This is a genomic window from Methylocella silvestris BL2, assembly GCF_000021745.1.
GTDB classification, from domain to species: domain Bacteria; phylum Pseudomonadota; class Alphaproteobacteria; order Rhizobiales; family Beijerinckiaceae; genus Methylocapsa; species Methylocapsa silvestris.
Genome location: NC_011666.1, coordinates 1,651,497 through 1,671,213 on the forward strand (window position 1 = coordinate 1,651,497; position 19,717 = coordinate 1,671,213).

Below are 19,717 nucleotides of genomic sequence, written 5' to 3' on the forward strand. Positions count from 1 at the left end.
AAAAAAATAGTCAATTGTGTTGCGTTCTTACCACTCTCAAATAACTTCGAAAGCCTCTGGGTCCATGTTGTCTGGCCTTAGGGCCTTAATGTAGCCGGATACCTCTTTATCGCCGATCGAGTGCAACCTGCTGAGTATATACATTCCGGCGTCTTGCTTGAGGCGATCGTCTGAAACGGCATCCTCATAAATTGACTTTATCTCACTCCGCCAGTCCAGATTAAGCTTTCTGTAGACTGTTATCGCCTCCCGAATTTCTTCGTCGGATGGCCACGGGTCGGGTGGCTTATATCCCGCCGAAAGGCGATCGAATCTATCCCAATAGGGGCGGCCTTGCGATTTCGGCGCTCCATTCACGCGCTCTGTTGCTTGTCTGATCTTCCAATCGATGATGTCTTCGAATTGATACGGCGCGGGAAGGCTGGCAATCGATTGTTGGACGAATTTGACAAAAGCCTTTGAAGACAGTTTCGGAGTTTCTCCGGTGAGGAAATTCCAGAGGTGCCCCGTTCCTTCGATAAATGTTTGAAGCCAAAGCGCCCTATCGGAAATGTTCGGAGTAAAGAACCTGACGCGTTCCGCGTCGGCAAGACGCTGTAGTTGTTCTATGGCTTCAAGACTTTTTTTAACATACTCCTCCAATTGTCCGACTTTGGAAACGATAGAACTTGCGCTGGCAATATCAGGCTGATCGAACCCAATCGGCAACACCGGAGCAAATGCGGCGACCTCAAAGCCGTCGAGAAGAGCTTGCTGAGAGTCGGCCGCCGCTTTGATTGCTTTCTTTTGCTTCATCAGGCGATCGTCATGCGTTCGCCTGATCTGCACCGCTTCCTGCGCCACGGCCGCTGAGTAGGCGATATTCCACCTCGCTCTCCAATAGGGGCATGCCAACGCCGATTTAAAATCAATGTCGCGAGGCTGCGAGTTCGGCCAGTTCCTTTCGACGATTTCCAAAAGCTGCTCAGCGGAACGCGCGGTTGGGCGGGCGGCCACGCTCAAAAGCGCTTTGATTTCGAAGTCGATCTCGGGCCTGTCGCCTCCGGGAGGCAGCTTGCGGGGCGACCAATTCGGACGCGGAAACGCTCCGTCGGCGTCGAACGATCTCATCGCGAAAGGAAAAAGATGACGAAGGACTACCTTCATCACCGTGGTGGGATGATCTTTAAAGTTGTCGGCTGTCATCGACTTTGTGCGCCAGCTTGCTGTTACGTTCTCGTTGATTTACTTTAGTATTTTGGGTTCTTGTTCTCTGACTTTGTCGTTTCATTTTGAGAGGGTGTCTTTTTCGTTAGCTTTGCCCGCTGATTTTTGAGCTTTGTTTTTTCGTTTTCGACGAGCGCCTTGGTCATCTGGTTCATCGCTTTTTGCGGGCTGGGCCGGCCCGCGACGTCGAGGCTGGCGGCTTTCGCGCCGAGGGCTTCGATTTTTTCTGTCAGCTCGGCCGGCGCTGGCGGCTGCTTTTTCAGCCGGACGCCTGGCCCTTCCCCATTTTCCTCGACGAAGATCACACCAGCGGCTTCGAGGGCCGCAACAATTTTCACTCCCGTGTTGGCGCGGCCGCCTAAGGCGCCATCAGCTGCTTCGAGCCGCCAAATTGTTGGCTCAGATATCCCCGACGCTTTCGCGAGGTCAGCCTGCGACCAACCTAAGAGCGCTCGCGCAGCTTTGATCTGACGGATGGTCGCTGCCACAGAATGTCCTTTGATAGAAAAACTATTGACACGCAGCAGCGCGCCAACTAATAGAAAATCTATCATATCTGGTTTTACGGAGCAACCACAATGCCGAACGATCTCGTTCCGGCAGCCGCGAAAGGCTTGCCAAATCGTCGCCTTTTCCTTGCCGCCGGCTCGGCCGGCGCCGTCCTCTCCGCCATCGGCGCCGCGGCGGCCCAAGCCTCGACGGCCTCGCCGGAGCTGGCGCGTTTGATTGAGGAGCATCGCGTCGCGCTCCAGAAAGTCGACGAGGCGTTCCGGCGCGACGATGACGCTCTGGCCGATTACGAGACGTGGCTCGCCGCGAATCGAAAGGACGCCGAAGCTCTAACTTTCGACGGCATACAGCTCGGCGGCGCCACCGCGGACGAATGCAAGGCGCATCTGCACGGCTGCCTTGACCACCGGGCCCAGCGCTGGCGGCGCGAGATGAAGGCGATCGACACGCCCACTTTCTCGCGGCTATTCGAGGCCGGCTTCGCGGCTGCGGCGGCACAAAAATTCGCCGCGATCGATGAAGCCTTCCGCGCGCGTGAGGCCTACCGCGAAGCCTGCGGGCTGGCGGCGGCGGAAATCGCGTCAGACGCCACATTCATGGCCGCGCGGCGCTTGTTGCGCGCCATTTGCGCCTGGCCTTGCGCTTCGCTCGCAGACACGCGCCTCAAGGTGGAATATTTCGCCGACTCTGAAATCGATCTCGACGAGCACGAGGATTTTCTCACTTTTCTGCGCTCGCTCTTTCCTGCGGAGGCGCGCTCGTGAGCCCGCTCAACAAAAGGCCGGCGCCTGCGGCCAGCGATCCGGTGTTCGCCGTCATCGCCGCGCACCGCGCCGCTCTCGCGGCGCGCGCGGCGGCGGAGAGCGTGGACGACGATGAGGCCTTTATCGAAGCCCACGACCGCGAGACGAATTTGCACCGAAGACTTTTCGCGACGCGGGCGACTTCCCTCGAAGGCGCGCAACAATTCGCCGAATATATCGCGGAGATTCCGAACCTCGCCGAACATGATGGGGAGCATTTCAGCGCCGTCCGGGCAATGCGAACGCTCGCGGCGGCCCTGCTTGAAATCGGCGTTCAGCACATTCGCAAGGACCGTCCGCGGCACGGCGCAGGCTTGAAGACTTTGACGTCGCCGCGGGCAAGACGAATGATTTCCGATTTAGGTGCGAAGAATAAGGCCGCTCGCTTCGACGCGCCGGACGGCTGAGCCTGCGCGCAGGGCGCCCGTCGCCGAATTGCCGGCGATCGCCGCCCGGTTTGAGGCCGCATGGGTGCGCGAGCTCGCGTGGCAGCGATCGCGAGATTTTCGCTATGGCGACGCCTGTGAGGAAACGGCCGGCTTCGTGGCGCAAATGCTCGAGCTGCGCGCGCAGACGCTGCCCGAACTCATCGCGAAAGCGCGGGCGATTTCATGGTGCTTTTTTGGCGGCGCGATTTGCGATGCGGATTTTGGGAAAGATGAGGGCTCGACGCTCAGCGGCGCGCTCGCCGCGGGCCTGATCCGTGATCTGCTTGCGTTCGCAGAATCCACATAGCGTTTGAGGTTACAACACCGCGCGTTTGTCAATGAGAGCTTCAACGCTCATCTCCCGCGATTAGCTCTCACGCCGGTGAGAGCTTGCGCTTTCAAAGGCTCAAACGTTCTCGCGCCCTCATGAGTTTTAATCCATGAAATCGACCGCTTCTGCTCGCCTTCCAACCTTGCCGTCTGTTGCTCAAAATCACTCTCAGTATTTCCCCGTGAGAGGTAATGGTTATGAGTTCACCTTCGGCAAAAACGATTGCGCCCCTCCTCGACGAAGTCGCGGTGGCGGCCTTGCTTGGCGTTTCGCGCGCTTGCCTGCGGCAATGGCGGGTCAAGGGCGGCGGCCCAGAATATGTTTCCGTCGGGAGGTGCGTTCGCTACCGCGAATCCGGGGTCGAGGCGTGGCTCGACGCGCGGACGCGCGCGAGCACATCGCAGGAGCTGCGGCAGTGACGCGGAAGCCTCTTGCCGCGCCGGGCCTGCTCGCGGAAAACGAGAGTGCAATCGTCGATCTCAAGGAGGCGCTCGCCCTCGCCGCCGAGGCCTTCGACGTCATCCGGGAAGGCCGCGCCCGCGATACGCGCGAAGCCATTGAGATCAGCCTTGAGGATTTCGCGTTGCGGGAGCTGCTCTATGCGATCTCGCACGACGATGATGACGCAATGCCGGTGCGCACGTTGCGGCGCGCCGACCGCCCCGACGCATTGCTGTTCAACCTCACAACGCGCGAATGGATATGTGGCCCCGCCGCCGGCCAGGGCGTCGTTTCGGCGATCGCCGCATTCTTAGGGAATTCCGAAGCCGATGTCGCCGCGCGAACTTGCGAGCTGTTCGGCCGGGGCGTCTTTGAGTATTTGAGCGGTGAGATACGCTGGCGTGAGAGTCTGGAGGCCGGCCCGGCAGAGCCGGACAGTTTTCAGTGACCTTCCCGCGCTCGATCGCCTTTTCCCGCATCGCCATACATGCCCGCGCGCACGCCGACACGTTACTGCGGCGCTGGCTACCCGATGGCCGGCGCGAAGGACACGAATGGGTCGCGCATAATCCAACACGACAGGACCGTCGGCGAGGCAGCTTTAAGGTGAATCTGAACACGGGTAGGTGGAGCGATTTCTCGACCGGCGACGCCGGCGGCGATCTGGTTTCCCTTGCCGCCTACCTTTTCGGGCTGAGCCAGGTCGAGGCGGCGCGGAAAGTCGCTGACATGCTTGGGGTCGATTTATTTGAGTGATCCATTTGCGCCGATAGATAAAAAGGCGTCGACGATGGGCACGGCTCCGAAGCGGCGCGCGGTCGTTCCCGCGCCCGCGGCGCCGCCGGGGCCTCCAACGAAACATCCGACGCTTGGCGAGCCATCGGCGCGCTGGACCTATTTGACGGCGAAAGGCGAGCTGGCCGGGTTCGTTTGCCGCTTCGACAGAAAAGGCGGCAAGCAGTTTCGGCCGCTCGTGTTTTTCGAGGAAGACGACGGCGCGCGCGCTTGGCGCTGGGAGGCCTGGTCGGCTCCCCGCCCGCTCTATGGGCTGGAACGCCTCGCGCAACGGCCCAGCGCGCCCGTCCTTCTGTGCGAGGGTGAAAAGGCGGCGGACGCGGCCGGCAAGCTTCTGCCAGGGCATGTCTGCATCACCTCGCCAAACGGCGCGAAGTCGGCCGCGAAGGCCGACTGGGGATCGCTTGCCCGGCGCGATGTGATGATCTGGCCCGACGCAGACGAAGCGGGCGCCGCCTATGCGCGGGACGTCACAAAGCTGGCCTTGGCCGCCGGCGCAAAAGCCCTTGCGCTCCTATCTCCGCCAGACGACGTCGACGAGGGATGGGACGCGGCCGATGCTTTGGCGGAGGGCTGGACGAGCGAAAAGACGCTCGCGCTCGTTGACGCCGCAAAGGCTGTTGGCGGCGCGACACAAGCGAAGCAAGCGAGTGAAGGCAAGGCTCCGCGCCGGCGGCCGCAACGCGACGCGCTCATGGCGCTGACGCAATTTTGCGCGTTCTGGCACGGCGCCGACTACGAGGCCTTCGCGACCGTGCCGGTCAACGGCCATAATGAAAATTGGCCGGTGCGATCGCAGGCGTTCAAGCGCTAGCTCGCCCTTCGCGCCTATGAGGACTCCGGGCTGGCGCCTGGCGCGCAGGCGGTCGAGGATACCGTGCGCGTGCTCGATGCACGGGCCAATAGCGAGGGCCCTGAGCGCGCCCCCTGGCGGCGCGTGGGCGCGCAGGAGGGCAAACTCTATGTCGACCTTGGCGACGCCGCCTGGCGGGCTGTCGGGATCACTCCACACGGCTGGAGCGTGCTGGAGAAGCACGATTTGCCCTTCATCCGCTCGCCGCGGATGCGGCCGTTGTGCGAGCCCGAGGCAGGATCGTCGATCGACGAGCTACGCGCCTTTGCCAACATCGCCACGGAGGATGATTTTTTGATCGTCGTCGCTTGGCTCGTCGCCGCGCTGCGAGAGCGGGGACCCTATCCGATTCTCGTTTTGAACGGTGAACAAGGCTCCGGGAAATCGAGCTTTTCTCGGCTGCTCCGCAGCCTGATCGATCCCGCCTCGCCCGCGATCCAGGGGCCGCCCAAGGATGAGCAAAATCTTATCGTCACGGCGCAGAACGGCCACCTGATCATCTTCGACAATCTCTCGCACATTGGCGCGGAGCTCTCGGACGGCCTCTGCCGGCTCGCCACGGGCAGCGGCTTCGCCGTCCGCGCGCTTCATACGGACAAAGACGACAATATTTTCGACGGCGCGCGGCCGATCGCCGTGAACGGCATTCCGGCTCTCGCCGAGCGCGCCGATCTGGCCGAGCGCTGCGTGACTGCTCGCCTCGCCTCGATCCCGGAAGATCGGCGACGCCCGGAAGACGAGATCGAGCGGGATTGGAACATCGCGCGGCCGCGCATCCTTGGGGCGCTTTATGACGCCATCTCCTCGGCGCTACGGAACATCGGTACGACGAGGCTCGCACGCTCGAGCCGCATGGCGGATTTTGAGAAGTGGCTAGCGGCCGCCGAGCCCGGCCTTGGATGGGAAGCGGGTTCGTTCTCAGCGGCTTATGAGCGCCGCCGCCGCGATTCGCAAAGCGCGGCATTTGAGAGCGACGTCGTCGCGGTGGCGATCGAAGACTTTATGACGCGCGACCATGCTCGCGTCTGGAGCGGCACGGCCACCGAGCTGCTCGGGCAGCTGAGCGGAAACGTCGGAGAGCAGGTCAGGCAGATGCGGATCTGGCCGAAGACGGCGCAGGGCTTGGGGAATTGTATCGAACGGTCGATCCCGGTCCTGCGGACGAAGGGGATTTTGGTCGACCGGCGGCATAGCGGCGTGCGGACGATTACGATCTCGCGGGTGGCATAAATGGCCGAGCTGTTTCAGCTGCAAGGCGAAGGGAGGGAGGTTTGTATCCTGCAAATCCGACGAATTAAAACGACCGGTTAGATACCTTTTTTCGCCAACAGACGTTAATCTCAGAATTTTCTCAAATTTTGTTTGTGGCACAGACTGCCTTTCGGGACCTCCAAAGCCTATTCTGGATGGCCCGCCGTGCGGCTAAGCCATGTCGTAATCAAGAACTTGCGCTCTCAAAAGCGCGACCTGGCGATCATCAAATTGGACTACTCGGGCGACACCCAAAAATGTAGACCAACACAAGTGCAGACCGGCTAACAGATTGCCCCGTCACATCCTCAATGTGTGCTGCTTGTGACATCATTCGGAACGGTGGACTTCCGCAGCCTTATCTCGATGCGTCGACGCTCTTTCACATTTCCCGGAGAGGATCCTTTCGAGAGAGTTTCGTTTGTTTGAATCAGCTGCGCACCGGACAAAGGTAGGATCTTGTAAGGGCTTAATCTTTTGTCGGACGACAGAACGCTGACGACGGCGACGGCCCGCGCTAATCCAAGGCCCGCATTATCCGCAGGCCGCAATCTTGCAGACGCATCCGGATGGTCAATACTGAACGCGAGATCCTTGTCGAGGTTTGAAGTTCTTGGCGCTATTGGCTGTTCGTCGGTGTGGCCAACGACCTCAATGATGTCGACATCGTACTCTTTCGCCGTTTTAAGCAGGGAGTCCACCACGGAACTGTGCAGGACCTCCTTAAATTTTGGCTCAAGTTCGGCGCTGCCGTTAGCGAAGAAATAACCGTCAGCCTCGCTCAGCTTGATTATCGGGGGCCAACGATGCCCTGGGGGCATTTTGTCTTGAAACTGGCCTTTCTCGACGGCCGTGAGAATGGTTGCTTCGGAGACCGGCTGCTCACCGAGCGCTGCCTCGATCTTTGCGACGAGACTCGCGTTCGCCTCAGCGTCCTTTAGAACGAGGCCACGCATGTGTAGTCTCTCGGCCTCGGCGAGAAATTGAGCGTCTTTGCGAGCGTTCTCGTTTGAGAGCCCATTGCGTTCCAATTCGTCAGTAACGGCGAGCGCGTCGACTAATTTGCGCCAGAACTCGTCGATCGCGGTAGGAGAGGACGAGCCGGCTCGGCGCTCGAGCGCCTCGCGCAATTGTGGGTTCTCTTGGAGTAGTCGCGCGACGTGGGCGTTCGCATCGCTTTCGATTAAGGCTTGACGGAGCGCCTGTTCAAGACGCAGGCGCTCTGCATTCTGCTTCGAAAGCACGACGCCGGTCGAGATAAGCAAGCAAAAAACAAGCAGCAGCATGACTTCGGCCATAGTGAGGCCGAGCACCAGCCCTTGCCTGTAGGACGCAGATTGACGCCCGATCTGCCCGCGTTCGGACACTTCAGTCATGGCGATTGTTCGGAAGGCGCGTGATCACTCTTTTCACGCTTTGACAAGCCAGAGATCATACGCAGGATCTCATCAATCTTACCGAGAACCGTTGTCGTCTGCGAGGCACTGGAGGCGGCGGTGCTGCTTGCCGCTTGGGCAGCGCCAGCAGCAGACTCCGCCGCTGCGCGCATATCGTGCGCGGCGGCGCGTGACTCGGCATTAACGGTTGCGAACTGGCTATGGAAGGAAGCGGCGAGGGAGACCGCACTCTCTGTCGCGGCGCGGGCGCCTTCAACTGCCTGGTTGATTGCGGAGGTTTGCGCATCCGCGCTTTTGCCGAAGGAATTGACGGCGCGGGAAACGCCCTGCAACACGGGCGTAAGCTTGATTTCTATGATTTGTTCGGGGGTCTGCATGGCGCTGAGCTTGGCCGAGAGCACATCCAGAGTCTCGGCGACCTTGGTGGCGGAATCTGAAAGCTGGGCGCTCCCATCGGACAGCTTCAGCGCCGAGGATTCGAGGCTTGCAACAATCCTTCTGGTCATTTCATCGACCGTCATTCCGCTTTTCCTCGAGGCTGCTTCAAGCGGTTCTGCCGATTTCCGCGTGACGTCCTCGAGCCCGCTCAACAGGTTTTGGCCAACTTCGTCGACCTTCAGTTTCGTTTCTTCGAAGCCATCCATAATCATCTGTTGGGCGGCGCGGCGAAAATAACTGAATTCCTGGATGGTGTAGTCGAGCTCCCGGCGCACCTTGCGCGAGGCTTCTGCAAGCTCGAGGCGGGCCGTCGCCTCAACCTCGATTGGGTCCCGTCGCATTTGATTGAAAAAAACACGCAAGGCTATTCCTGCGATCGTCGAGGCGATTGCGACGCCAAAATTCTGAACGATCTGCTCCGCAGCGCCGTTGGCGTTGAACTGATACAGCGACACCCCAAGACTCGTCAGCGTGAAGAGGAATCCCATATAGTAGAGGTTGTCGCCGGATTGGTCGTCGCGCAAGCGGAGCGAGCGTGCTGCCCCGATGAGGAGAGCGTAAGCGAACATGACGGTAACGGGTACGAATGTGACCGATGTCGCGGTGAAACCCCAAAGCTTCGCCATAACGATATAAGCGGAGCCCAACAGTACGACCGAGAAGAAGAATAGAGCATTCGTTAGTGGCAAGCCAAGCAACTGCGACGATAGCTGAGTTTGACGCGCCTCGATGTTCTCGCTCATGCGGCGCCCTGCAACCGAGTCACGCTGCGCAGGCGCCCATTGTTGTCTGCGATCCAGTCTGACCAAAACCGGACAAGGGCGGTCGCATCGATGGGATGTTTCATAAGTCTTTGAACATAATAGATCGATACATCTGCTGCATGGAGATCGGTACTAAATTTTTGATAGGCGGTTGATTTCTTGTAGCGAGCGTAGCTCAGATCGACATTGTATTGCGAATAATCGGGATCATTTTCGATCATATCGGAAATGACGATGAGCCGGCGAGTGCTGGTCTCAGCGGCGCGGCCAGTGAATCGTTCAATGGCTATATCCTGAATGGCGGCCATGATCGGGGAGAGTAGTGAAGGCGCGGCGCCAAGACTTCGTTCGATCGCCTCGCTTACCGGTTGCTGAAAGCTCGTGGTCCAGCGCTTTCTCGCGAGAGCTGGATTTGCGGTCCACTCGCTAAGGCCCGCGCCATCGCCTGGATTACAGCGCGCGAAAATCGAGTGGCTGCGGGCTGTAGCCGGGTCGAGTAGTCGTATGTCCAGCAATCCATAGGGCGCCAACGCTTCAGCCTCATCGTTAAGGATTTTGGCGAGTTCCCTCTTGGCAGCGGCCGGGAGATCGTCCGACGCATCAATGAGCAGAACGGACACCGACCGGGGACCGTTGACAGGGCAAAGCGTCATTTTATCCAGCACAGGGCCGCGCTGGATAGTGAAATAGACGAAGCCAAACCCAGCTAGCGCGAGCACAGGCAAGGCGATGAGCACGCCGGCCCAGAGCGCGTTGGACGTGCTTTTGTGTGCTGATCTACGCCGCCGCGCCGCGCGTGCCATAGTCTTTTTCCACAATCATGTCGTCAATTTGCCGATAGGCGTCGATCGCGGTTGCAAATGCTTTGTGCACAGCGCCGACCTGTTCCGTCAATATATCCTGCGACTTTGCGATTGCCTTGCGCAGATCGTCGCGCGCAGTTTCGCTCGGTGCGTCAACAGTCGCTGGGATTGGGGTAAATGGATATGTTTGATTGAATCGCGCTGGCTCTGGCGCCGAGCGAGCCCTGCGGTTGGCCTCCCTATAGATCGACAATAAGGCCTGCGCCGTTCGCTCAAGCTGCGCTTGGAAATCGACGAAGGCGGCGCTCAAGCGTACCCGACCTTGAAGAATGGAATCATATTCGCCGCGCCTGATATTTAGGTCCCGCGCTGCCTCGCGCATGGCCTCACTGGCGTCATCGCGAATGTCTTTCAATTCGTCGATCAGATCAGATCTGCTCTTTGCATAGGCATCGTGGGCGTCGATGCACGCGCGCTCGACCGCTTCGTAACCGGGATACGGATCCCGAAAGATGATGCCGTCGGCCATCGCTAGGAGGGAGAAAAAAAATCCTCCGCAGAAAAAGATGAATGAGTTGACATCCTTGAGGTCAAACGGGGCGGCCTTAAACCGGGCGATGACCGCAACACCGATATCCTCCGTCACCACGCCCGAAGCTTCACGGTAATGCGCTAGGACAAGGTTGAGCGCCAACGCAAAGCACACATAGATCAGAAGCCCCAGAATGCCGCCGAGCTTGCGAAGAAGCGCCCGGTGATTGAGCTGACGTATGAGAATAAAAGCAAGAAAGAAGCTCGCAAAAATGTTGATAAGAGCAAAGGAAAGCGCAAGGGCGGCACCGCCAAGTAGGCCCTCTTCGCTCCCTTTGGACAAAAAGATGCCGTTGACGACGATTTCCATCGCGGCCAAGACGAAAAGCACCCCAATCTTCACGGCCTTGGCGACTGGAGTTGTCACACGAGCCGACCGCTTCAGCTTGTGATCCGCTTTAAAATCATCCCGATCGCGCTCTGTTTCTTGGATTCTGCGGCGAAGGCCAAAAAGCTTATCTCGGCCTTTTGTAACTTCAGCATGAAACTCGCTGACAGCTTCCGGTGAGGCTTGGCGAATGTCGTTAAAGCGCCCTTCGAAATCGAGGCCAGTCATTCGCTCGGCATAGGTCTGCAATTGGTCGCAGTATAATGCGTGCGCTGAACGCTTTTCCGTTTCCACGCGCTCGACGATGATGGCTTCCACATCATCAAGGGTCAGCGAATCGGGGGCAGGCTCATTGTCTTGGCCTCGGCCCATTCCTTTTTCTTGCAGGCGGAGATCTGCAGCGAGTTTGTCAACGCTAAGATCGGGAAAGATCGCGGTTGGGCGCGAATAGTCATGGGGCACACGTCGTAAGCCCGAGAGCAAACGGGAAATTGCGGACGAACGCGTCACTCATGAACTCCGGACTCAATTTGCGACTTTGGAGCAATCGTAGCGTTGGGGTACGCAACCGCCTTCCTTAGTCTATAGCTTTATTGGCTTTGCGAGAACGCTTTTCGCAACCCAATTTGGAAAAGCATTGGAGAATGATCTATTTGCGACCGCTGATTTTAGGTGGAAACCAAAATTATATCGATGGCGGCTGGTGTGGACTCGAACACGATTGACGGAATCTTAACAGCCAAGGTTCGTCAATATATAACGGGTTTGTTGGAAAACGGAAGCTGTTTCGCGCGTTTCGAATCAGTGGTTTGCAAATGTTTTGCGAAAAGAGTTCTGAAGCCGAAATCCCCAAGGTTCGGCGCAAACGGTTTTCGTTAAATCATTCATGCGCCTCCAACGCTTGCGGTGAGCGGCCCGGCGGGAAGTGCGTGTGCGCCGGAAAGCCGGTTGATATCGCTCACCTGGTTTGTCTATTCTGTGGTAGTTAATGATTACGCATCCGTCCGCGTTCCGCGCCGGCACAGTTTTCTCGAAGATCGCCAATGCGTTGCTTGTCGCAACGTGGAACATTGAGGACGTAGGCGCTCGAAATCGCGCTCACGCACGGGCCCAACTGGACTCGCTGATGATCACCTTTCGCGTTAAAGTCGAAGGACTAAAGAAAAACCTTGCCGCTGGCATTCCGATGGTGATTGCGCGCGGCTTGAATGAGGGCGGCGACAAGGTGCGCACGCAGGTCCAGCGTGCGCTCAAGACGCAGACGGGCGTCAGCAAATACTCGTCCATCACTTCGAGAATCGACACGCTTCGCGCATATGCGTCGCGCAACGCAGGGTCGATCGGCGCAAACCACGGATCTGGATTTTCGTCTTCTGGATCAATGTCCTACCATATTATCGCCAAGGGCAAGGGCATTCCAATCGCGGAATTCCCGGTCCGCCTGACAAAAAAGGGTATCGCCGCAAAAACGTGGGGCGTCGACCATCTGTTCAAGCGCTCGTTTGGCGTCCCTGGGCAAGGCGTCGCCGGGTTCAGGGCGAGATTGACTGGCAAGCGCTTCCCAATCCGCAAGCTATATGGACCTTCGTTGCCTAAAGAGCTGACGACCGGGGCCGCGCGTGAGGCATTCCTGGCCTCTCTCGCGTTCGTACCAGTGGCCGTGCTCAAGCGGCTGGGAAGGCACCTTGGGTGAGGAAATCGCGGGTCCTTCCCGCCTCCCCTCTCGCCCACGCCGCCGCCGCAGTCCGCAAATCCTCTAGCGAGACCTTGGTGAGTCGGGGTTGACGCGGTTGTCGGCAACCCTGACAACGGGTTGACATTGCAGGCGTTTCTACCGCTTCAACCTCCGCTTTGCGGCCGCAGCGCGCGCATGTCGGGCCTATGCGCGATAGCTCGATCCGCCTCGGATTTCGCGGCCTCCAAAATATCGAAGCTGCTGTTTTGGCTGTCTTTTCAGGCCGATTCCGTCTATACTTGCGATTATAATTCTGCCCGCGCGATCGGAAGTAACGCCGCCATGGAGACTGAGGCAAACGGCCTGAATTGGCTCTCTATTTCCGAGATCGCCCGGCAACGCGGCGTGACCAAACAGGCGATCGCCAAGCGCGTCGCCCGCCTCGAGGCTTTGGGCGCCATCGAGACGCGTCCGGGCCCAGGCGGCGTCAAGCTCGTCAACATCGCCGCCTTCGATTTCGCCGTCGGCGAAGTTGGCGACGCGATTCGCACGATGAACGCCGCCACGCCGGCGCGGGCTGCCGCATCGAACCCGATCCTCGCCCGCGAGCAGGCGCGCCGCGTCTCCTATCAGGCGGAGATCGCCAAGCTCGATCTCGAGGAACGATTGAAATGCCTACTTCCTGCTGACGAGGTGTGGGAGGCAATCGAGACCTGTGAGGCCGCGATGCTTCATCGCGTCGACCGGCTTCCGGATTGCGCCGAGGCCCTCGCGCAAGCGATCGGCGAGCGAGGCGCGCCCGGGGCGCGGGCTTTTTTGAAGACGATGACGCGCGATCTGCGGCCGAAAATGGCCGACGACCTCACGAAGCTTGTTGCCGCCGGCGCGGCGGCGCATGCGGCGGAGGCTCACGCCGCGCCATGAGCGCCGGCTCGCCCCATCAAACAGGAACCCTCTTGCATGACCCTTCCGCTTCGCCTTGCCGCCCAGGTTTTCAACACGCCGCTGCTGCTGACGCCGCATGCGGCAGGCCTGCTTGCCTCAAACCTCGCCGCGCGCTTTGCCGGCGAGCCCGCGTCGGCGCCCGAAGCCGCTGGTTTGCCCGGCCGGCCGCGCCGCGCAGCGGCCGCCGGCAGTTCTGGCTATCAACTCCAGGACGGCCTCGCGCGGATCCCGATCCTCGGCGAACTCGTTAATCGCGCCGCCTCGCTCGCGGCGGCGGCCGGCTTTACCAGCTATGAAAGCATCGGCGCCCAGCTGCGCGCAGCCGTCGCCGATCCAGGCGTTCGCGCCATTCTGCTCGAGATCGATTCGCCGGGCGGCGAAGCGTCGGGGGCGATGGAGGCCGGCGCGCTGGTGCGCGAGGCGGCAAACGCAAAACCCGTCGTCGCCTTCGTCAATGGCCTCGCCGGTTCGGCCGCCTATGCCATCGCCTCGGGCGCATCCAACATCGTCGTGACGCCCTCGAGCTCGCTCGGCTCGATCGGCGTGGTGCTTTTGCACCTCGACCGCTCGGAAGCGATCGCGCGCGCCGGCCTCAAGCCGACTTTGATCTCGGCGGGAGCCCACAAGACGGATGGCACGAGCCTCCACGCCTTGGCGCCTGACGCCCGCGCTCGCATTCAGGCCTCGATCGATGAGCTCTATGATCTGTTCGTCAAGACGGTGGCGAGCCATCGCGGCCTGACCGAGGCGGTCGTGCGCGCGACCGAGGCCGGCCTGTTCATGGGCGCCCGGGCCGTGAGCGTTGGCCTCGCCGATGAGACCGGCGATTTCAAAACCGCGATGGCCCTCACGACTTCGACCAGGCGCGCCGCCCCGCGCGCGATCGCCGCCCCAGCGAGGGCACCGGCTCCGAAAACTGCAGCGGCAGACCGGGCGCTCGCCGCTACAGGCTTGTCGCCGGCAGCTGACGCGCTCCGCGCCGTGCGACTGGCGGAGCGCGCGCGCCTGCAGGCGATCATCACGGGGCCGGAGGCGCAAGGCTGCCCCGACTTCGCGCGCCACCTCGCTTGCGAGACGGATCTCGACGTCAAGACGGCGTTGGCGCTCATCGCCGTTGCGCCGAAGGCGGTGCCGGGGAGCGGATCCGCTCGAGGACGGATCGTCGGCCAACGAAGTATCGCGGAAGAGCGCGACCGCCAGGTCGCAGCAGCGAAAGCCGCGAGTTGGGCGCCCATCGTCGATGAGCCCAATGGCGCGGCCGGCCGTTCAAGTCCCGGATTCGTCGCGCCGCCCACGGCGAACTCGAGCCCGAAGACAGGCGCAAATTCGCCCAGGCCAAATTTCGTTCGCTAGTCCAGTCAGAGCGCGTAGCGGCTCGCCCTGCCCTCATCGGGGAATGCTCTGAAGCCGACACTCGTGGTCGCCCCCTGGTCGACCAGGTCGGGGGAGCTCCAGAAGGTCCGCTTTCGAAGCCGAATTTAGAATTAGCTGTCTTCGGGTCAGACTCTGCCCATCGCCGATGTGTGTGACGATGCCTGTGACGTCATTCCCGTTTTACGCTGAACATTTTCGCTTCGGCGCGTTCGAGATCTTCCTCGCCAGGCAGCTTTGGTATCGCCATCCAATGTGTTGGCTGGCCTGGAAGTGGTCCGGGCGGTGCGAAGGGATCGGACAGGCCGTGATCTGCGAGATCGAGATCGAGCAGCGGCGGCCTTTCGCCTCCCAGCGCTACGACTAGCAATCCCGTCATCCCTTTATAGGCCGCCCGCGCGTCCTCTGCGGTCGGGTGCGCGCCGCAATGGTGCAGGTCATTACGAGCCTTACGGGCTGTCGCCAGCGCCTTGAAACTCTCGAGCGGGATCACGTCCTTTTGGGTGAGCATCTCGATCCGTGCCGAGGCAGTCCAAGTCCGAGTATCGGAAAGTTGGCTGCGCCGCACCTTGCTCGAATCGGCCGCCACCGTCGGGGTGACGATATGTCGTTCCCATAGAGACGCCACCAGCTGTTCGACCACGATCCACAGATCGGCGAGTGCCGCACCCCAGTCGAGTCGGGCGAGTCCGGTGGTGCCCTTGAGCAGATATTCGCCTCGCACCAGCGGCACGGTAGATAGCATCCGCAGTCCTGCGCGCATCGCCTGATCTAAATTGGCATGGGTGACGCGGCGGGGACCAATTAATGCGATGGCCTCTGAGGGGCCCGCCTGGACGCGACGGATTTGATCATGGAAACGATTGGGCGCAGCAACGCCTGGACGTTGGCTGCGGATATATTTCCAGTCGATGATGGAGCCGAGATCCAAGCCGTCGGGCGTGATCGCCTCGCAATAGATCCCGCCGAGCAGCAGCGCCGCGAGATAGAGGTTGAACCTCTCGACTGCCGCCTGCGGATTTCGCAGGGCTTCGAGCGGAGGCAGCGCAAGCGCGCCATCACGCCCTACGGCAAGGTGGTAGGGGGGCTCAAGCCCGACATCAACCCCGCCGACGAGCCGATGAAGCGCGACATAATCCCAGCTGCGGGTGTTCACTTGCTCGATCGTCACCTCCCACGCTGGTTCGTCCGCTGTCTCGATAATCCGAAACGGGTGGAGATAGGCGATCATGCAAGGGACGCGACGCCTTTGTAGCGCCTCCAGGTCGTCGGCGTTCTCTTTGATCAATCGGATCGCCTCAGCCCTCGACACGTGAATTTGCTCTCCTTGATGCATTTCAGTCTGGATAGTTCAAAAACCTGGGCCATTCTTGTTCGATCAGCCGCCGTGCAACCGACTGAACCTTTGCCTGGTTTTAGCGATCGAATTTTGAAGCTGAAATGGCGGCTTTGGGTCGATACCCAGCTGCGCGCTACTTCCCTTCCATTGACCGCCGACCGCCGCCGCTCACTCCACACCGGCCATTCTCCTTTCGGCCCTATTGCCCGCAAGACGTTCGACATTATTCCGCCATGGGCAAAACTTCACAGCCTGCGCCGCAAGGCCATTGAAACATGGGTCCTTCCCGGAGCCTTCTCCACCGCGCCGCCGCCGCAGTCCGGCATTTCTCCAGTGGCTCGATTCCAAAACTGATACACGCGCCCGCACGCTTTCAACGCACGGATGCACGAAAGCCGGCTCCAGGCGGCCGCCTCACGTCCCGTCGGCGTGAGGATTTCGGTTTTCCGACGCCTGGGCTCCTGCTCCGCTGCTGGTGCCCGAAAAGACCCGGATTTCGCCGCATGCGCCCAGCCCTTTTCCGCCATCCCGCCCTATCTGGCGGCCGTTCCCGGCGAGATTTGGACAACTTTGGACGGCTCCTGGACGGCTGAGCAGAAAGATAACCGATTGAATTCGCGCCTTTTGGACGGCTTGGACGGCTCCCTTCTTTATCTAACTAAAAAGAAGAGAAAGAGGGGGCAATGTCCAGCGCGCAGCGCTGGAAGCGTGCGGCTCTAGTGAGGAAGGGGAGCGGGGTCGGGAAACGGGCGGAATTGATCCGACTGCTTACATAGTGCTTACACGGCGGAGAATTTAAAAGACCGGGAGCGCGCACCAAAATAAAAAATCATGTTATTTCAGTAGGTTAGGTGGTGCGCAAGAGGGATTCGAATTCTACACTTAAGTATTTGATATTACATGTAAATATTTCACAGTAAAATATATATACCAATAAATATACCAACAATTTTCCAGACTAGGCTTTCGTATATCAGGCGAGCCCGCGAGGGTGCCGTCCGCCTATTCGGTCGCGCTCACCGCTCGCATGAACGCCAGCGTGCGATGGACCGCACGAGCGTCGCATGATCGTATGAGCAAATTTTATGAATGACGAGAGCGACACGGAAAAAGGGCTTTCTTCAACACGCGCGCATGAGTTAACAGCCAACAAGCTAGGGTCATGGGCGCTGGCCAAACTCTTTTTGCCGACTTGTTAGATCGTGGATGGGAGCGATGGAAGAAAAGGAGCTTCATAGCTGGAAGGGCGATCTGGAAGATTACGTCGGCGAACTGGTGAAGATCGCGGCGGACGCGGCGCATTGGGAAAAATTCGACGCTTCTGAAAAAAAGGAACTTCTCAGTGCTGAAGATAGACTGAAACGCAATTTTCTTGAAATATTGAAAGTTTTCGATGAGGTGCCATTTCGTGAACTTAGAGAGGTCGGATATTCAAGCCTTTGGAATGCGCTTCACGCTGCTTTCGTGATTGGCAGTTCGGGAACTATTTCAACGCAAGCGTCGACCTATCTGGCCAACAAACAGGCCGCGCTCGCCCGAAAAAGCCGTAGCGAGAATTCCTATCAAGTCGCACTGCGAGCCGCCGTCGAGGCCGAGAAGACGGATTTGACAGGGCATCATTGGAAAGATGCCGAATCCATCGAGGCTGCCGTAAATAGGCGCCTCGCCGGTGCCGGACACAAATCGACCTCCGCTCGCGCAATCTATGAAAAGCTTAAAATGCCACCGTCTTGAAGAGCGTGGTTCGCGCCGCCACGGATCTTGAAGCGCGTGGCGACTGATTGGGACTTGTATGGAAATGTGTGCTTAATGGGGAGCTATCTCAAACAGAGGTGGCCCTATGTCTAATAAATCTGTAAATATTTCGCTGGAAGACAAAATCGCGCTCCGTATCAATGAAGCTGTCGCGGTCTCCGGTCTCTCAAGATCCACTTTATACAAATTATTGGACGCTAAGAAGTTACGTCACGTCAAGGTTGGCGGCCGTCGGTTGATATTGATCCAAGATTTACATTCTCTGTTGAATGGAAGTTCGACGTAAGAAAGTGAATACCAATACTTTTATCGGATCATGACAGCGCTTTCGGTCGTTTATATTCAAAAAACAACGAAACACGCCGACGTAGCGACTTTATAAAGGTGGACCTAATTCCTTATGAGAAAAGAGAATAGAAACGAAATTTTTGGAAATCAAAGCCGAAGAAACATAGGCAAGCGAAATCCTCCAACTCTGCGTCAGCAAGGAGCCTTGCGTCTCGCTGATTGCTATGCGCTTGCAAACCTGAGAGTTGGCTATGAAATTCCCCGTGAACGGGCGCCTTGGCTTCTCGTCTTGGCGTCTGCCCTTGGGTGCGGAAGCCCAGGACCCCGCTCGATCGGAAGGGTGTTTACCGATTGGCCCGGGCTCAACATCACTACGTTTCGCCGCGCGATTAAGAGATGCCATCTTGGTGAAATCGACGACGATGAACTCTGGGCGGTAATGCAACGTCAGCAGAAATTCGTCGAAGAGCGCGGCGTACGACCGATCGGCTATCAAAAATGCGCTGATCTACTGCAAGTGACCGAAGCAGAGCGGATATCTGCGAAGTTGAAGACGATGCTGGCGATAGACGTCACGAGCGCCCAACGAGCGGCGATCCGCGCCAAAAACAAAAAGGAACGAAAGCACACCGACCGAGCTTTGTCCGGCGCCAAACCGCGAGGGCTTTACGAAGCGGAAAGCCTTACCAGGACCGCGCCATGGGTTCCGCTTGGAATATCACGATCAACTTGGTATCGGCGCAATAAGCGTGCTGAGACAACTGCGGTTCCAGTCAAAAGAGATCTTCTACCAGACTGCGCGGCACTTGTCCCAGTGCCCGTAGCGAGTCATCTGTTCAATGTGCAGGAGGTTGTGCAAGGGCGCCAAAATTCGCAACATAAATGTTCGACCGGCGCTTTCTCCGGCCAATGAACACGTCAATCTCGTCGGCCGTTGCTCTTCTCAAGGAGGACAGGAACAGGCGCGCGCTCGAGCGCGCGCCTGTTCTATATTCACTCGGCCATCCCAGAACAGATGCTCGTAAATGGTGTGGAAAGTATTAAGGCTTGTTGCTAGTTTCCGCAGGCCTGAGGTTGCCGATCCCCATACGTATCTTCTGTTGATTATAGAATTTCTTATTTAAACACTGATCTCGACGTTTCCTTTTTCTTCGAGGCACGGCTAATCCCGCCGCGATCGTTCATCGGCTGCCGCCTCAATCGGCTTCACCGCCAGGCAGCTGCGGAAAATCCAGGCAGGCGGTCATCCAGCGTCGCAAGGCAACGCGTTTACGAGTCACAATTCGTCCGATGACTTTCAATCTTCGGAGATTCGGCCGGGGGCTTGTTACCCGAGAGCGCTTTGCATTTGCATCGGAGGATGTAAACAGTGTCGGTGATTGTGCGAACCGATTCTGGGACATAG

The 19,717-nt window shown here is 59.0% G+C and carries 22 protein-coding genes; 15 read left to right on the forward strand and 7 right to left on the reverse strand.

What is annotated here, in order from left to right; all coding sequences use genetic code 11:
• Positions 1 to 36: 36 nt before the first annotated feature.
• Complete coding sequence (locus tag MSIL_RS07805) at positions 37 to 1,185, reverse strand: hypothetical protein (protein WP_012590550.1); 1,149 nt, start codon at positions 1,183 to 1,185, stop codon at positions 37 to 39.
• A gap of 44 nt (positions 1,186 to 1,229) precedes the next feature.
• A complete protein-coding gene (locus MSIL_RS22235) occupies positions 1,230 to 1,760 on the reverse strand; it encodes a helix-turn-helix domain-containing protein (RefSeq protein ID WP_083772195.1) in 531 nt (176 codons plus the stop codon).
• A 24-nt stretch (positions 1,761 to 1,784) separates the two neighbouring features.
• Here MSIL_RS22235 and MSIL_RS07815 point away from each other — a divergent pair, with 24 nt between their 5' ends.
• From MSIL_RS07815 to MSIL_RS07850, 8 genes are all read left to right on the forward strand, one after another.
• A complete protein-coding gene (locus MSIL_RS07815; RefSeq protein ID WP_012590552.1) occupies positions 1,785 to 2,480 on the forward strand; it encodes a hypothetical protein in 696 nt (231 codons plus the stop codon).
• Positions 2,477 to 2,926, forward strand: a complete 450-nt coding sequence (locus MSIL_RS07820; protein WP_012590553.1) for a hypothetical protein — start codon at positions 2,477 to 2,479, stop codon at positions 2,924 to 2,926. Before MSIL_RS07815 ends, MSIL_RS07820 begins: the two co-directional genes overlap by 4 nt.
• Before the next feature lie 28 nt (positions 2,927 to 2,954).
• A complete protein-coding gene (locus tag MSIL_RS07825) occupies positions 2,955 to 3,254 on the forward strand; it encodes a hypothetical protein (RefSeq protein WP_041367759.1) in 300 nt (99 codons plus the stop codon).
• 221 nt (positions 3,255 to 3,475) lie between these two features.
• Positions 3,476 to 3,697: a helix-turn-helix transcriptional regulator gene (locus MSIL_RS07830; RefSeq protein WP_012590555.1), complete on the forward strand. Its 222-nt coding sequence runs from the start codon at positions 3,476 to 3,478 to the stop codon at positions 3,695 to 3,697.
• On the forward strand, positions 3,694 to 4,167 hold the full coding sequence (locus tag MSIL_RS07835) for a hypothetical protein (protein WP_012590556.1): 474 nt from the start codon (positions 3,694 to 3,696) through the stop codon (positions 4,165 to 4,167). Before MSIL_RS07830 ends, MSIL_RS07835 begins: the two co-directional genes overlap by 4 nt.
• A complete protein-coding gene (locus tag MSIL_RS07840) occupies positions 4,164 to 4,475 on the forward strand; it encodes a hypothetical protein (protein ID WP_012590557.1) in 312 nt (103 codons plus the stop codon). The genes MSIL_RS07835 and MSIL_RS07840 overlap by 4 nt, the downstream gene beginning before the upstream one ends.
• A gap of 34 nt (positions 4,476 to 4,509) precedes the next feature.
• Positions 4,510 to 5,328 (forward strand): hypothetical protein, encoded by an 819-nt coding sequence (locus MSIL_RS07845; protein ID WP_012590558.1) that lies wholly within the window; start codon positions 4,510 to 4,512, stop codon positions 5,326 to 5,328.
• A gap of 69 nt (positions 5,329 to 5,397) precedes the next feature.
• Complete coding sequence (locus MSIL_RS07850) at positions 5,398 to 6,597, forward strand: hypothetical protein (RefSeq protein WP_012590559.1); 1,200 nt, start codon at positions 5,398 to 5,400, stop codon at positions 6,595 to 6,597.
• A 329-nt stretch (positions 6,598 to 6,926) separates the two neighbouring features.
• On the opposite strand, the gene MSIL_RS07855 is transcribed toward MSIL_RS07850, so the two are convergent.
• The 4 genes from MSIL_RS07855 to MSIL_RS07870 are packed head-to-tail and all read right to left on the reverse strand — an operon-like array spanning position 6,927 to position 11,401.
• On the reverse strand, positions 6,927 to 7,994 hold the full coding sequence (locus MSIL_RS07855; protein ID WP_012590560.1) for an OmpA family protein: 1,068 nt from the start codon (positions 7,992 to 7,994) through the stop codon (positions 6,927 to 6,929).
• Positions 7,991 to 9,196, reverse strand: coding sequence for a hypothetical protein (locus MSIL_RS20105; RefSeq protein ID WP_012590561.1), 1,206 nt, complete (start codon positions 9,194 to 9,196; stop codon positions 7,991 to 7,993). Before MSIL_RS20105 ends, MSIL_RS07855 begins: the two co-directional genes overlap by 4 nt.
• Positions 9,193 to 10,020: a hypothetical protein gene (locus MSIL_RS20110; RefSeq protein ID WP_012590562.1), complete on the reverse strand. Its 828-nt coding sequence runs from the start codon at positions 10,018 to 10,020 to the stop codon at positions 9,193 to 9,195. The genes MSIL_RS20105 and MSIL_RS20110 overlap by 4 nt, the downstream gene beginning before the upstream one ends.
• Entirely contained in the window at positions 9,995 to 11,401 is a 1,407-nt protein-coding gene (locus MSIL_RS07870) for a hypothetical protein (protein WP_049768125.1), read from the reverse strand. The genes MSIL_RS20110 and MSIL_RS07870 overlap by 26 nt, the downstream gene beginning before the upstream one ends.
• Before the next feature lie 526 nt (positions 11,402 to 11,927).
• Here MSIL_RS07870 and MSIL_RS07875 point away from each other — a divergent pair.
• The 3 genes from MSIL_RS07875 to MSIL_RS07885 all read left to right on the forward strand — a co-directional run bounded on the left by MSIL_RS07875 (position 11,928) and on the right by MSIL_RS07885 (position 14,912).
• On the forward strand, positions 11,928 to 12,632 hold the full coding sequence (locus tag MSIL_RS07875) for a hypothetical protein (RefSeq protein ID WP_148213054.1): 705 nt from the start codon (positions 11,928 to 11,930) through the stop codon (positions 12,630 to 12,632).
• Positions 12,633 to 12,956: 324 nt separating this feature from the next.
• Positions 12,957 to 13,538: a MarR family transcriptional regulator gene (locus tag MSIL_RS07880; protein WP_187148712.1), complete on the forward strand. Its 582-nt coding sequence runs from the start codon at positions 12,957 to 12,959 to the stop codon at positions 13,536 to 13,538.
• A 36-nt stretch (positions 13,539 to 13,574) separates the two neighbouring features.
• Positions 13,575 to 14,912 (forward strand): S49 family peptidase, encoded by a 1,338-nt coding sequence (locus MSIL_RS07885; protein ID WP_012590566.1) that lies wholly within the window; start codon positions 13,575 to 13,577, stop codon positions 14,910 to 14,912.
• Between the two features lie 190 nt (positions 14,913 to 15,102).
• Here the strand turns inward: MSIL_RS07885 and MSIL_RS07890 are convergent, their stop codons facing one another.
• Positions 15,103 to 16,218: a hypothetical protein gene (locus MSIL_RS07890; RefSeq protein ID WP_012590567.1), complete on the reverse strand. Its 1,116-nt coding sequence runs from the start codon at positions 16,216 to 16,218 to the stop codon at positions 15,103 to 15,105.
• Positions 16,219 to 16,257: 39 nt separating this feature from the next.
• On the opposite strand from MSIL_RS07890, the gene MSIL_RS21245 reads away from it, so the two are divergent.
• The 4 genes from MSIL_RS21245 (at position 16,258) to MSIL_RS21250 (ending at position 19,225) form a co-directional block, all read left to right on the forward strand.
• Positions 16,258 to 16,623, forward strand: coding sequence for a hypothetical protein (locus tag MSIL_RS21245; RefSeq protein WP_148213055.1), 366 nt, complete (start codon positions 16,258 to 16,260; stop codon positions 16,621 to 16,623).
• Between the two features lie 861 nt (positions 16,624 to 17,484).
• On the forward strand, positions 17,485 to 18,003 hold the full coding sequence (locus tag MSIL_RS07895) for a hypothetical protein (RefSeq protein WP_012590568.1): 519 nt from the start codon (positions 17,485 to 17,487) through the stop codon (positions 18,001 to 18,003).
• A gap of 106 nt (positions 18,004 to 18,109) precedes the next feature.
• Positions 18,110 to 18,310: a helix-turn-helix domain-containing protein gene (locus MSIL_RS22330; RefSeq protein WP_083772197.1), complete on the forward strand. Its 201-nt coding sequence runs from the start codon at positions 18,110 to 18,112 to the stop codon at positions 18,308 to 18,310.
• Positions 18,311 to 18,424: 114 nt separating this feature from the next.
• Positions 18,425 to 19,225 (forward strand): hypothetical protein, encoded by an 801-nt coding sequence (locus MSIL_RS21250; RefSeq protein WP_012590569.1) that lies wholly within the window; start codon positions 18,425 to 18,427, stop codon positions 19,223 to 19,225.
• The last annotated feature ends 492 nt before the right edge of the window (positions 19,226 to 19,717 follow it).